At 47.7% G+C, this 14,337-nt stretch carries 11 protein-coding genes; 7 read left to right on the forward strand and 4 right to left on the reverse strand.

Annotated features, from left to right (window positions below):
• Positions 1-128: 128 nt before the first annotated feature.
• From K384_RS10600 to K384_RS10615, 4 genes are read left to right on the forward strand one after another with little or no spacing between them, the layout of a single operon-like run.
• Positions 129-1,049, forward strand: a complete 921-nt coding sequence (locus tag K384_RS10600) for a ribose-phosphate diphosphokinase (RefSeq protein WP_038032191.1) — start codon at positions 129-131, stop codon at positions 1,047-1,049.
• Between the two features lie 4 nt (positions 1,050-1,053).
• Entirely contained in the window at positions 1,054-3,111 is a 2,058-nt protein-coding gene (locus tag K384_RS10605; RefSeq protein WP_038032156.1) for a PP2C family protein-serine/threonine phosphatase, read from the forward strand.
• 59 nt (positions 3,112-3,170) lie between these two features.
• A complete protein-coding gene (locus K384_RS10610; protein ID WP_038032157.1) occupies positions 3,171-3,500 on the forward strand; it encodes a YbaB/EbfC family nucleoid-associated protein in 330 nt (109 codons plus the stop codon).
• 6 nt (positions 3,501-3,506) lie between these two features.
• Positions 3,507-4,583 carry a glycosyltransferase family 2 protein gene (locus K384_RS10615; RefSeq protein WP_051633328.1) on the forward strand — a complete coding sequence of 359 codons (1,077 nt, stop codon included), beginning with the start codon at positions 3,507-3,509 and terminating at the stop codon, positions 4,581-4,583.
• Here K384_RS10615 and K384_RS13615 read toward each other — a convergent pair.
• Positions 4,533-4,754 carry a PspC domain-containing protein gene (locus K384_RS13615; RefSeq protein WP_071837491.1) on the reverse strand — a complete coding sequence of 74 codons (222 nt, stop codon included), beginning with the start codon at positions 4,752-4,754 and terminating at the stop codon, positions 4,533-4,535. The two genes, K384_RS10615 and K384_RS13615, sit on opposite strands and share 51 nt — an antisense overlap.
• A 125-nt stretch (positions 4,755-4,879) precedes the next feature.
• Here K384_RS13615 and K384_RS10620 point away from each other — a divergent pair, with 125 nt between their 5' ends.
• Both K384_RS10620 and ald read left to right on the forward strand, forming a co-directional pair.
• Positions 4,880-6,775, forward strand: a complete 1,896-nt coding sequence (locus tag K384_RS10620; protein ID WP_038032158.1) for a tetratricopeptide repeat protein — start codon at positions 4,880-4,882, stop codon at positions 6,773-6,775.
• Positions 6,776-6,940: 165 nt separating this feature from the next.
• A complete protein-coding gene (gene ald, locus K384_RS10625; RefSeq protein ID WP_038032159.1) occupies positions 6,941-8,056 on the forward strand; it encodes an alanine dehydrogenase in 1,116 nt (371 codons plus the stop codon).
• A 65-nt stretch (positions 8,057-8,121) separates the two neighbouring features.
• Here the strand turns inward: ald and porQ are convergent, their stop codons facing one another.
• From porQ to lon, 3 genes are all read right to left on the reverse strand, one after another.
• The gene (gene porQ / locus K384_RS10630; protein ID WP_038032160.1) at positions 8,122-9,090 is read right to left on the reverse strand and encodes a type IX secretion system protein PorQ; all 969 of its coding nucleotides are present in this window, start codon (positions 9,088-9,090) and stop codon (positions 8,122-8,124) included.
• On the reverse strand, positions 9,087-9,638 hold the full coding sequence (locus tag K384_RS10635) for a YfiR family protein (RefSeq protein ID WP_038032163.1): 552 nt from the start codon (positions 9,636-9,638) through the stop codon (positions 9,087-9,089). The genes porQ and K384_RS10635 overlap by 4 nt, the downstream gene beginning before the upstream one ends.
• 115 nt (positions 9,639-9,753) lie before the next feature.
• A complete protein-coding gene (lon, locus tag K384_RS10640; RefSeq protein WP_051633329.1) occupies positions 9,754-12,147 on the reverse strand; it encodes an endopeptidase La in 2,394 nt (797 codons plus the stop codon).
• A 198-nt stretch (positions 12,148-12,345) separates the two neighbouring features.
• Here lon and K384_RS10645 point away from each other — a divergent pair, with 198 nt between their 5' ends.
• Positions 12,346-14,310, forward strand: coding sequence for an OmpA family protein (locus K384_RS10645; protein ID WP_038032165.1), 1,965 nt, complete (start codon positions 12,346-12,348; stop codon positions 14,308-14,310).
• Positions 14,311-14,337 lie beyond the last annotated feature (27 nt).

A 14,337-nucleotide genomic window follows, 5' to 3' on the forward strand; every position in this document is an offset into this window, starting at 1 on the left:
TGTTTGAGTGAACATATGACGAAAGCGGGCAAGTGCGGTCTTGTACCGCTTTCTTTTGTTTTATGCTCTACCGCTTCTGCAACTATATTTTTTTATATATTGCTTTCTTAAATCGAATGCCTGCCTTTATGCCTGCACCTTTACTTTTCTGCACCGAGAATTACCGCTATCTTTACGACGAAGTAGCCGATTTGATGCCTTCAGTAGAAAAAGGGGCGGTAGAGCGGCGTGTGTTCCCCGACGGCGAGCGTTATCAGTGTTTGCTCTCCGGCGTGGAGGGACGCGACGTTATGCTGATTGGCGGAACCATTTCCGATGTGGATACACTCGAGCTCTATGACTTGGCGTATGCCATTGCCAAATATGGTGCCAAGTCTTTGCGGATTGTTATTCCTTTCTTTGGTTACTCAACCATGGAGCGTGCGGTGCGACAAGGTGAGGTCGTTACTGCCAAAACCCGTGCCCGCCTGCTGTCGGCAATCCCCAATACAGGTACTTTGGTGAAGTATTATTTGATTGATTTGCACACCGAAGGCATACCGCACTATTTTGAAGGCAATGTAACAGCATTGCATGTTTATGCCAAACCTGTGATTATAGAAGCCGCACGGCAGTATGGTGGGGCGCATTTTGTGCTGGCTTGCACCGATGCCGGCCGTGCCAAGTGGGTAGAATCGCTTGCCAATGACATGGGCGTGGAAGCGGCTTTTGTGTTTAAAAAACGACTGAGCGGCGAACAAACAGCCATTACAGGCGTGAATGCCGATGTAGAAGGAAAGACCGTCATCATTTATGACGATATGATTCGCACAGGTGGCTCGCTTATAAAAGCAGCGCAAGCCTACAAAGAGGCTGGTGCCCGTCGCATTATAGCTATTACTACGCATGGTATCTTTGTGGGGCAGTGCGTGGAACGGATTCAGCAGTCAGGTCTTTTTGAAAAAATCATAGCGACCAATACACACCCCAATGCACTGAAATATGCCGGTCATCCATTGGTAGAGATTAGAAGCGTAGCCGCACTGATTGCCCGCCATTTAAGTATATAGTGCTATGTGGCAGCCCGGAAAAGAAGCTTTAAGGTCTTACTTATATGCCAACATATTGGGCTGGTTGCTGCTGTTTACAGCCAATACGACCGCCTATATCTTGCTGAGTGTAGGGGAAGGCTGGCTGGTGCATGTCGATGTTTATCTGCAGGGGGCATTTATCAATATTTTTTTAATAGGCTGTTATTTCTGGGCAGACTATAAGTCTGAAAAATACCGGGAAGCGTCAGCGCTTTTTCATCTGAAGCGCCAAGCGCATTATTTGTTGCTAATCATGTTGTTTGGAGCAGCTGTGCAACTGCTGCTTACCTTGTGGCATACTTCTTTACTGTCTTGGGCAGCGCGCTATGTGTACATCAGCTATTTGATGCATATAGTTCTTTTTGCCTTGGCGAGCCATATCATGCTGTTTACTTATCGTAACTTACTCTTCAAAAAAGCGCCCCGGCGCGTACATCGTTACTGGACAGTATTTAGTTATTTACTGCTGGCTACACTTATCTTTAATTACTTTCGCCTTCCCGTAAGTGCCCCGCCGGTGTGGATATCTTTGTTGGTATTGGGGGTACTTGCCTTCATGCTCTCGATAAACCTGCGTTGGGTTGCCTACTTGGATGTGAATGAGAAGGGAAAAGCCATTGTCATGATAGCGCTTGCCGTATTTGCATATGGCTACTTTGGTCTTTACTTTTACAATTACCATCAGCGCAACTTGCTTGAGTTCAACGTCGTTTATAACGTATATCTGCTGGCTGCTGCCGGCTTTGTGGTGCTCTATAGCATACTCGCAAGCTTGGTATTGTTGTTCAATATTCCTATTAGCCGCATATTTGAAAGCAAACTAAAAGACATCCTTGCTTTTCAAGAGCTTACCCAGTCCTTGCAAATTAGTGATACCGAAGAAGCGCTTTTTGAAAACTTGCTGCAGCAAGCCTATCGCACAGCCCAAGCCGATGCGGTGGTTTTGGAGGCAGTGGCGCCGGATGGAATGTCCACCCATTTGTTTACAAAAAACATTTCACTTACCGAAGCACGTAAAGTAAAAGCACATATTCAGAACCAAAAGCTTTATCACGCTTTGCTGGAAGCCCTGCCCGGCAGCAATGTGCCGAAAGAAACTTTGACAGCTATTCCCTTTAAGACGCATCACAGCATTTCCATAGTAAGCCACAGCCACAAGTTGGGCGATTTGCTGCTGTTACGCTATGCCGATGAGCCTTTTCAGCAAGAGCAAATTGAAATGATCGATACTTTTGTCAAACAGGTAGGCGTGGCTATTGAAAACAAACGTCTTATACAAGAAATCATCAATACAGAACGGTATAAGAGAGAGCTGGAAATTGCCAAAAACGTACAGCAGAGCTTGTTGCCTGCACGCTTCCCGGTTACCGATAAATTATCGATACAAGCCATCTCCACGGCTGCCCATGAAGTAGGAGGCGATTACTATGACTTCCATCTCGTCGATGAAAGCCGCCTGTATTTAGCCGTAGGCGATGTTTCAGGAAAAGGCACCAGTGCTGCTTTTCATATGGCAGAGGTGAAGGGCATTTTTCAGGGGCTTGCCCCACTCGAGCTGCCTCTTGAGGTACTGGCAAAATATATCAATCAGGCAGTGAATACTTGTGTGCCCAAGGGTACTTTTGTTGCGCTTTCGTTGCTTCATATCGACACCCGCCGGCATACGGTAGAGATACTACGGGGGGGGCATTGCTTCCCCATCTATTACAGTGCCGCCAAGCGCCGGGTCGAACTTATTAAACACCCCAGCATTGGTATGGGCATTGTGAATAGCGAGCGTTTTTTACAGCTGAACAAGACATCAACATTGACCTATCAGCCCCACGATATTTTGGTGCTATACAGCGATGGTATCACCGAAGCGCGTAATGAAAAAGGCGAAGAGTTTGGGGTAGAGCGGCTTATGGACTTGATACGCCTGCATGCAGCGGAAAGCGCGGAACAAATTATGATGGAAATCAACCGCGCAGTGAATCATTTCTTACAAAACCGTCCTTTGCGCGACGATTACACCTTGTTGGTTATTAAGTTTAAGCAGTGATTTTCGTACCTTTACCCCTCCTTGAAGCAGACATTTAACCTAAAAAATCAAATACGATTATGGACCTGTTCAATATAATGGGCAAACTCAAAGAGATGCAAGCCAAAATGAAAGAAGCACAAGCGCACTTGCAAGAAATAGAAGCCGAAGGCGAAGCCGGGGCAGGATTGGTAAAAGCGCGTGTCAATGGTGTGAAGCAAGTATTGAAGGTAGAGATAGATCCTTCTTTGATTACCGCTGAGCAAAAAGAAGTGCTTCAAGATTTGGTGGTGGCAGCCATCAATGTAGCTATGCAAAAAGCCGAAGAAGCAGCCCAAGAATATCTTCAAAAGACAATGAAAGACAGCATGCCCAACATCCCCGGTTTGGATTTTTTGATGAATCGTTAAGGGCTCATGCAAAAAAAGGTCGCCATTGTTGTTTTGAACCATAACGGGTTGCACTGGCTGAAGACGTTTTTGCCGTTGGTATGCGCGCGCTCGCCACAAGCCGACTGCTGGGTGGTGGACAATGGCTCCACCGACGGCAGCCTTGCATGGCTACGGCAACACATGCCTGAAGTAGCTTGTGTGGCACTGGGGAAAAACTACGGCTTTTGTGAAGGCTATAACCGGGGCATCGGGGCTTTGCCCAAGCAATACGATTATTTCATTCTGTTGAATTCCGACGCCTGCCCGGCTGAGGGATGGTTGGCGCCCATGATAGACCTGATGGATGCGTGCCCACGCATAGCAGCCTGTCAGCCCAAGGTACTGCGTTACAATCCGGAAGCAGAGAACCCCTTTACTTCCGAATTTGAATATGCCGGGGCGGCAGGGGGCTTCATCGACCGTTATGGCTATCCGTTTTGCCGGGGGCGCCTGTTCAATACCTGTGAAATAGACAGGGGGCAGTACGATAGCCCCGCTCCGGTAGCGTGGGCAACCGGTGCCTGCCTTTGCGTGCGTGCTGCCGACTGGGAACAAATGGGAGGCTTCGACCCCTTGTTTTTTGCACATATGGAAGAAATAGACCTTTGCCTGCGTTTGTGGGCAAATGGGCGCAGTGTTTACTGTGTGCCTGCTTCGGTGGTGTATCATGTGGGCGGTGGCACCCTGCACAAGCAGAATCCGCAAAAAACCTATCTTAATTTTCGAAACAGCTTATTTCTGCTTTACAAACATTTGCCGCCCCGCCAAAAACAATGGCAGATTTTTCTTCGCTTGCTGGCCGATGCACCGGCGGCGCTTGCATTATCTGTGCAAAGCTGTGACCTCCGCCATCTGTGGGCAGTCATAAAAGCGCATAGAAGCTTCTATGCCCATAAAAAACGTTTGCGTGTGGTGTCTCCATCTGCATGGCAAAAAGTTACCTATCCGGGAAGTATTGTGTGGAACTATTTCGCCCGTAAAAAAAGGCGGTTTTCTGACTTGTGTTGGCAGTTACCCTTCCCGGAAAAGCAAAGCACGGCGCCAACGCAAAAAACGACGTAAACGGGTAATAAAAGCAATGGCAAGGTAAACGAACACTGGTGAGCCGAAGGTTAAGAAGGTAGAATAAATGAAGAAAAGGCGTACACTAAAAATAGACACACCAAGCCGCTCGGCAAGCAGCGTGCACACGCCAAAAAAGCGCCACTCAATAAAATCCCGTAACCTTTCCATGCCCCATTTCGTTTAACTTGACAAATGCAAAAGGCTGAGCGCCTTTTTTGCAAAATTCTTGATTGAATTTAGTAAAATTGTTTATTTTTCGCAAAATTTGAACAACTTAAACAAACAAACGAGTTATGAAACAGTATAGCAACGCTCTTATTGCCCTTGCCATTGCCGGGTCAGTAGGTTTAGCTGGTTGTAACAGCTTAAGCCAAATGACCAAGATGGCAAAAGAACAAGACTTAAAGGTCGACCCCAATCCACTGGAACTGCACGGCGGTGTAGTAAGCTTTAAAATGTCTGCCAAGCTCCCCGTAAAAATGTTGAAAAAAGACACTGAATACGAATTGAAAGTGTTCTTTGTCAATGAGGGAGCAGCAGAAGGACAAGAGACCTTCAAAAAAGATGTAGGCTCTATCACCTTTGTATCGAACGACTACCTGCCGCAAAGCAACGAGGAAGAGCCCCGCATCGAAAAAGCCATGAGCTTCGACTATGAAGAACAGTTCGAGCGTGGCGACCTCGTAGTAAAAGGCTTTGCCCGCAGCACCAAAAACAACAAAGAAAAATCAACGGCTCAGATGCCCGTAGCCAAAGGCGTGATTACCACCTCTACTTTGGTGAAAGACCTCTTGGATGAGCCTTATGGCTTGGGCAACGAAGGCGAAGGCACCTTCGCTGTGCTTGACCATGGCTACGGCAAGCAAGAAGTGAAGCAAGTATATGTTGACTTCAACTTCGAGCAGGGCAGTGCAAAACTGCAAAGCGCAGAAGTGCGCGACAAAGGCGCTGCCATCGATGCCTTCGTAGCTTCTAAAATGCTCGTAGAAAAAGACGGCAAATCAACCGTAAACATCAAAGGTTCGCACTCGCCCGAAGGTCGCGAAACCATCAACCGCAACTTGGCTGATCAGCGTGCTGCGGTGATGAAGAAGTACTATCTCGACCAAATGAAGAAGTACAACTACGCCAAAGAAGAACTTGACAAAGTAACTTTCGAAATTACTACCCAAACTTTGGATGAAACCTTGCCTGAGTTCTTCAGCCTCGTAGATGCCAACACTACTTTGACTGCTGAGCAAAAGCAAGAAATCAAGAGCATCATGCAAGGTGAAGGCAGCTTTGTAGAGCGCGAAAAAGCCCTGCACAACAAGCCTTACTATGATGTACTGATGGACGAGGTATATCCCAAGTTGCGTTATGCCCGTACCGACGTATTGCAAGGTCCCAAGCAAAAAACCGATGCTGAGATTGCCTCTTTGGCTCGCCAAATTGCCAAAGGTGAAAAATCTACCGATGAGCTGACCGAAGCTGAATTGCTCTATGCTGCTTCCATGACACCTGATATGGAAGAGAAAGTAGCCATCTATGAAGCTGCCATCAAGAAAAATGACAGCTATGTAGCTCATAACAACTTGGCTGCTATTAAGCTGGAAATGGCATTGAAAGAAACTGACAGTGCTAAACGTGAAAAACTGGTTTCTGATGCCATCACCCACTTGGAAATAGCTAAGAACAAAAACGAAACTGCCGAAGTAAACTACAACCTTGGCTTGGCATATGCCATGAAAGGCGACAAAGCCAAAGCTGAACAAGCCATCAACCGCGCTATTGAAGTAGGCAGCGACAACCCCGCCACCATGCGTAAGTTGAATGGCGCCAAAGGTATCATGCTGATGAAGCAAGCCAAGTCTTACGACGACAATAAATACGTAGAAGCTGAGCAGGCATTTGCTGCTGCCGGCAATGGCCATAAAGTACTCTTCAACAAAGCATTGGCTCAGCTGCTGCACAGAGATTACGACAAAGCAATGGTAAGCTTCGATGCGGCTATCAAAGCTGCTCCGAACGATGGCTTGAGCTACTATGGCAAAGCTATCACCGCTGCCCGCAAAGGCAACGCGACCGAGATGCTGAAAGCCCTGAAAAAAGCCATCGAGCTGGATAGCGATCTGCGTGCACGTGCTGCCAAAGACTTGGAATTCATGAACTACTTCAACTCTACCGAGTTCCAAGATGCTATTCGCTAAGCCATAAGGCAACGATAAACCAAACAGCGCTACCAACCGTAGCGCTGTTTTTTTGTGCCTTTATCGGAAAGCCTATGATAAAGCGGTGTATTTATTCTGTTCAATCGTTTCTTTCTTTTATTCAAATACCTATATTTGCTCACGGTTTTTAAAACAGTCAATATCATGATAGTTGGTGTACCTAAGGAAATCAAGAATAACGAAAACCGCGTAGCCGTAACTCCGGCAGGAGTTACAGAATTCGTAAAGCGTGGACACACCGTGTATGTGCAAAAAAGTGCCGGTGAAGGCAGCGGCTTTGCCGATGAAGCCTATGAAAAAGCAGGAGCCATACTGCTCGACACCATCGAAGAGGTGTATGCCAAGGCAGAAATGATTGTGAAAGTAAAAGAACCCATCGAACCGGAATATAAACTGATTCGCGAGGGGCAACTTGTTTTTACTTACTTCCACTTTGCTTCTTCAGAAGCGCTGACCAAGGCAATGATTGAGCAAAAAGGCGTTTGCCTTGCTTATGAGACCGTGGAAAAAGCAGATGGCAGCCTGCCTTTGCTTATTCCTATGTCTGAAGTAGCGGGGCGTATGGCCGTGCAAGAAGGTGCCAAATACCTTGAAAAGCCCGTAGGTGGCAGAGGTATTTTATTGGGCGGTGTGCCGGGGGTAATGCCTGCCAATGTATTGATTATTGGTGGAGGGGTAGTAGGTACACAAGCGGCTAAGATGGCGGCCGGTTTGGGTGCCAACGTGACCATCATGGATGTGAACCTGCAGCGCCTGCGTTATTTGGCTGACATTATGCCTGCCAATGTGCGCACCATGATGTCGAATGAATACAATATCCGCGAAGCTGTAAAAACAGCTGACTTGATTATTGGAGCCGTGCTGATTCCCGGGGCAAAAGCACCCAAGCTCATTACCCGTGATATGCTTAAGACCATGCGTCCCGGCACGGTGGTGGTAGATGTGGCAGTAGATCAAGGCGGATGCATTGAAACCTGCACACCTACTACACACGAAAACCCCACTTTTGTCATTGATGGCGTATTGCACTATTGTGTAGCCAACATGCCCGGTGCCGTGCCTTACACTTCTACCCTGGCACTGACCAATGCCACCTTGCCCTATGCTTTGCGTTTGGCTGACTTAGGATGGCGCGAAGCTTGCCTGCGCAGCAATGAACTTAAGCTCGGCTTGAATGTAGTACATGGCAAAGTAGTTTATAAAGCAGTGGCAGAAGCTTTCAACCTGCCGTATGTGCCGGTAGAGGAAGTGCTTGCATAAGCAACTGACTTCGAAATAAATCAACAGAAGAGGGGCTACTAACAGCCCCTTTCTCTTTTAAAAAACTACCAATGAATTTGCAACCCCCAAAAATGGCGCGGATAACCTGCCTGATAACCACTAAGTGCATAAGAAACTTGTAGTCTCCTTAGCAAAAGGCGGAAACCCAGCGACCAGCCGGCGCGATGCGAGAAGTCCCGGTAACGCAACGATTGGTTGCGCTGTCCGTCAAAGCCCACCTGCAGCTGAAAAGCTTTGTGCAGGAGTATATCAGCCCCAACGCCTGTATGGCTGAGCCACTCGGAAGCACCTTCTATGCCTTTGGTTTGTTGCCAGTCGTGAAGGCGTGAAAGCGTCAGATAAAACCGGACCGGCATATGGGCCGGCTTGAAAATGCTGCTAATGCGCGCATCGAAGGGCAGTGGCGTAGTGCTTTGACCTACGGCGGCAGTGGCAAAACCAATATTTTTCAACAGTACGCTGAAATGAAAATCGGCGGTGGGGTGAATAAAAACCGCATTCAAATCCATGGCGAAGCCATGCGCCCCATACTCGGCAATTTGGCTGTTTACCCACTTGGCTGTAAGCCCTATGCCATAGTTTCCCATGCGGTGGGCGCTTCCTATCTCTATGACATAGTCGGCCGCACGGAAAGTGCCGGTGCTTTGCCCGCTGGCATCGGTAGCGTCCATCTTACCATAATTCAAATACCGGATGCCTATGCCCAAAGGATACTGCCGACGCAAAGCAAGCACCATGGTGGCACTGCTGTAGGTCATGCCCTCGCGCAAACTCTGAAAGCCAAAGGCCGCCCTGCGCGTATTGTTGCCATTCAGCATGGCAGGGGCAGTCATCCAGGCAAAAAGGTCTGTGCTGTCGGCAATGGTTTGGCTTTCGCCCAGCGCGGCACCGCGAGGGTGGGAGGCAAGGTTCAGCACCTGAAATGACTGTTGGCTGTAGGCTTGGGCTGTTGCATGACGGCAAGCAGCCCAAACACAGGCAAGCAGCAAAATAAGCCGGCTAAAGGTTTTCATTTATTCTGAACAATAATTCCTAAGCGTAACAACTGATAAGATACTTTCAAGCCTGTTTTTTCGATGTTTTGCGGATTGATTTGAAAAAGGAGTTTTCCATTTCTTACAATGAAATTGATGCCGCTAAACTCTTGAATGTACTCTTCGTTCTCTGTGATGACAAGCAACGGCAGCTTGCTGATTTTTTGAATCAGCTGTGTTTTTCGATAGTTGTTGAGAGGGAAAGAGTTGGGAATAAATAAAATGTGGCAGTTGGATTCTATGGCGTCGATGTCCTCATACTTGCGTATGATAAAACGCATATAAGGCGAACTCTTGGCACGCGCCATGCGGTAGAGCCCCTGCAAAATAGGCGAGTCACCAAGCACGCCAATAATATGCAGGCGGTTGTCTTCGGGCCATTGTATGTATTTGCAAAAATTATAAATGAACACAGAATGATAGAGATAATGCGTGCCGGCTTGCCCCTGCGAATAAACACGCGGGCTTGCCAAGAGCCATATGAGCATAAGTTGCACTATGAATAATCCGGCGCGAGAGGCTTTCATGCTTCCATTGGGTTAGACGGTAAAGGTGCTCAGTTGATTGTCTCAATATAATGAAATATTGAAAAATATAAAGTTTTTGACAAACAAATAGGCCGCCTTAAAAGGCGGCTTTCAATTAAAGCTGTAAAGCATGCTTGAGCACTTCTTGCGCCGTGCGCACGTATTTTATCTTGAGCTTTTTGATAAGTGGCGATTTGATTTCTTCCACATCTCTTTGGTTGGCTTCACATAAAATCACCTCTTGAATGCCCGCACGTTGGGCTGCCAGTAGTTTTTCTTTGATGCCACCTACCGGAAGCACTCTGCCGCGCAAGGTGATTTCGCCGGTCATGGCCAATCCGTTGCGTACGGGTTTTTGCAGGTATAGCGAAGCCAACGAAGTAAGTATGGTGATGCCGGCCGAAGGACCGTCTTTGGGAATGGCGCCTTCAGGTACGTGAATATGTAAGTCGTACTCTTCAAAAAGACGGCTGTCGATACCTAAAGCTTCGGCTTGTGATTTTAAAAGAGTAAAAGCGGTGGTAGCTGATTCTTTCATCACCTCGCCCAAGCGTCCCGACAAGGTCAACTTACCTTTGCCGCGGGTGAGCAGCGATTCGATGTAAAGAATATCACCGCCGACGGGCGTCCAAGCCAGCCCTATAGCCACCCCATGCGGCAAATTCTCTTCGCTTAGCTCTTTGTGATAAGGTGGTTTTCCTAACAATTTATACACATCGCTTGCTTTAATAACCTTGGGGTACGCCTCTTCCATGGCTACGGCTTTGGCTACTTTGCGCATGAGGCTGCCCACCTGGCGCTCGAGTTGCCGGACACCTGACTCCCGTGTATATTCTTCAATCAGCGTAAGCAAAGCATTCTCTTGCACACGCACCTGCTTGCCGCTCAATCCGTTGGCTTCCCGTTGTTTAGGCACCAAGTACTGCTTGGCTATTTCCAACTTCTCATCTATAGTGTATCCGGTTAGTTCTATGATTTCCATCCGGTCGCGGAGGGCAGGATGCAGGGTATCCAAGGTGTTGGCAGTAGCAATGAAAAGCACTTTCGAGAGGTCAAACGGCACTTCCAAGAAGTTATCCACAAAGGCATTGTTTTGCTCGGGGTCCAGCACTTCCAACAAAGCCGATGCAGGGTCACCACGGAAGTCACTGCCTATTTTGTCGATTTCATCCAGCACAAACACGGGGTTAGATGAGCCGGCACGCCGTAGTAACTGAATGATTTTGCCCGGCATGGCACCAATATAGGTTTTTCGGTGCCCCCGTATTTCGGCTTCGTCGTGTAAGCCACCTAATGACATGCGCACGTATTGGCGTCCCAGCGCCTTGGCAATGGATTTGCCCAAGGAGGTTTTGCCTACCCCCGGAGGGCCATATAAGCAAAGAATAGGACCTTGCAGCGACGATTTGAGCTTCATCACTGCCAAAAATTCCAAGATGCGCTCTTTTACTTTTTCCAGCCCGTAGTGGTCTTGGTCTAATATCTTTTTTGCATGTTGAAGGTCCAGCTTGTCTTGCGAAAAGCGCCCCCATGGCAGGTCAAGTAGCAGTTCAAGGTAGTTGACTTGTATGCCATATTCAGGCATGCCCGGTGCCAGACGCAGTAGCTTGTTCACCTCTTTGTCGAAGTGTTTGGCTACCTCTTCGGGCCAGTCCATTTGAGCCGCCTTCTCTTTGAACTCTTCCACCAGGGCACCTTCGTGCTCATAGCCCAGCTCATGCTGCAGCACCTTGATTTGCTGACGCAAGTAGTAGTCGCGTTGCTGCTTGTCTAAGTCGCTATGTACTTTCTTTTGAATTTCATTTTTCAGCTCCAGCAGCTGTATATTTTTGAGTAGCTGCTCGAGCAGTGCCATGCCCCGGCGAATGATGTCATTTTCTTCAAGCAGGCGTTGCTTTTCGGGCAGGCTTATTTGCAGCTGCACCGATAAAAAATTGACCAGAAAATGAAAGCTTTCAATATTGGACAGAGTGGCGTAAGCATCTTCCGAGAGCTCCGGATGCAACTGTATCATGCGACGGGCGGCATCCATCAGGTTTTCTTTAAGTGCCAGCGCTTCGTCGCTGTGGGTGTTGGCATCTGTTTCTAAAAGAGGTTCAACCTCCGCTATGAAATAGGGTTCCTCTTGGACGTACTGTTGAATTTGAAAACGCCCTAAGCCTTGCAATACGACGGTTACCTGCCCGTTGGGGAGGTTGACACGTTTTAGTATTTGGGCGGCTGTGCCTACCTGAAAAAGGTCTTGGCTGCCGGGGTCTTCTATTTGTTCATCTTTTTGCGCTACAATGCCAATGATAGAACCTTGCTTGCCATGTTGCTGAATGAGTTGCATGGACTTCTCGCGCCCCACTGTAACCGGAATGATGACACCGGGAAACAGCACTGTGTTGCGTACGGCCAAGATAGGCAAAGGGGAGGGTATAGGGCGCTTACGAAGGCCGGCCTCTTCTTCCTCGTTGAGCAGGGGAAGCATCTCGAATCCTTCGTCTGCTTGCATATGTCTTATCATAAAAGTTACAAAGTTATATGATTAGGTATCCAAAAGGGTGCTTGTTGCGTATAGTAAAGGCATGCAATGTTTGGCTTATTGCTTTAATTTCCTTTACTTAGTAAATAGGATGCGTGTTTTTGTTTACTTGTATTTACAGTTTGCAAAGGTAATAAAAACTAAGTGACTGTGACTTCTCATTGAATCGGGTATACTACTATGAGCAGTGTTTTTTTGCGCTTTGGAGTCGTTTTTTTCATACTTTACTTGTCAATAGTTCAGAGTTACGCACAAATTGACAAGGTAAACAAGGAGTCTTTTGTTATCAAGTCCGACAGTGTGCTGGCTCGATATAAGGGAAGTACTTTTGCTTTCCCTTATGTGAACAAGCGTACCTACTACTACAACGAAAAGGAGTTGGAGAGTATTCGCCGGGCCTTTCGTAAGCGTGACTTTGAAGAAGCTTATAAGCTTCTTTACCGTTATGTCATGAATTTTGGAGTAGAAAACTTCTATCGCGATACCGACTTGTTGTGGCAGTTGGGCAAGCTGATGGAGCTGTTCGACGACATAGAACTTGCCAAAAGTATGTATCGCATCGTATTGAAGCACCACAGGGGGCCCAACGTGCGTCAAATGGAATTATATTATGACTCGCTCACCATCAACGACCGGGACTATTATGTGCCTTTGGAGTATTATTATGAATTGGTAGAATACCGCAAGCTTATCGATACCTTGCGTCCACCGCAAGGCGTTTTGCTCAATATGGGCGATTGGGTCAACTCATTGGCACCCGACTATGCCCCTGCCATCAGCCCCTCGGGCAATTTGTTGATTTTTACTTCCAAACGAAACAAAAGAAAGACGGCCACCGGCGAAGAAGTGCCCAATGAAGATATTTTCTTCTGCCGCAAGGTAGATGATTACTGGGATATGGCAGAAGAGTTCAAAGGCTTGAACACGATTTACAACGAAGGGTCTGCCCATATTTCCAAAGACGGTAAAACCATTTACTTCTCCCGTTGCGAAGCCCCCGATGGCTACGGCAACTGCGATTTGTATGTGGCTTATTTGCAAGCCGACAGCACTTGGCGTGTGGAAAACTTGGGGCCCAATGTAAACAGTGTGGCTTGGGATTCGCATCCCTCTTTGTCTCATAACGAAGACACTCTTTACTTCGCTTCTGACCGCATCGGTGGTTTTGGGCTTTCCGATATTTACTTTACCTATAAACTACCGGATGGAACATGGGCACCGGCGCAAAACTTAGGCCCAACCATCAACACGCGGCGCAATGAAGTCAGCCCTTTTATGCATCCGGTGTATGACGTCCTTTACTTTAGTTCGGATGGTCATTTGGTGAACTTTGGCAGCTTCGATATTTACAAAGCTTACCGGGTAGGGGGGCGCTGGCAAGAGCCTATCAATATTGGTCCTTTGGTGAATGGGGCCGGCAGTGAGTACTACTTCGCTATAGACCCCAAAGCTGAGTATTTGTACTATGCCCGTTCCGAACCGGAGGATATAGAAAATCTGGACCTTTACTCTTTTCCGCTGCCTATGGAAGCGCAGCCCGAAGCAACCACTTTGTTCAAAGGCTATGTGGTGGACTCTGAAACGGGCAACCCCTTTCAAGGCATTGTGGCTGTTATTGACTTAGACAACGGCATTGAAATTGCCCCAAAATATTTGCGCCCCGATGGCTCTTATGAATTCGACTTGATAAAAAACAACAACTACCTGGTCATTATTACCGGCGAGGATTTCTTCCGCATACAACAGCGCTTCTATCTGGAAGGTGACACAACCATTACCTTGAAGGCTACTTCCCTTAAATTCCGTAAGTTCCAGTTTGCGTCTATTGAATTCGAACCGGGAAAAGCCGATATCTTGCCGGAAATGGAGCCCGACTTAGACAAGGTGGTTCTTTTCTTGGCAGATAACCCCACCGTGCGCCTGCGCATTTCCGGTCATACCGACTCGGACGGAAACGAGCAATTCAACCTGGAGCTTTCTAAGCGGCGTGCCGAAGCCATTCGTAACTATATCCTTCAAAAAGGCAATTTCCCGCCCGACCGGATCGAAGCCGTAGGCTATGGCAGCACGCGCCCCTTGGTGCCCGAAGTGACCGAAGAAGATAAGCGGCGCAACCGCAGGGTTGAGTTTGAAGTTATTAACTAAGTGCTCAATTTTAAACAGTGGCGCTGC

Source organism: Thermonema rossianum DSM 10300, from assembly GCF_000426825.1.
GTDB lineage: Bacteria > Bacteroidota > Bacteroidia > Cytophagales > Thermonemataceae > Thermonema > Thermonema rossianum.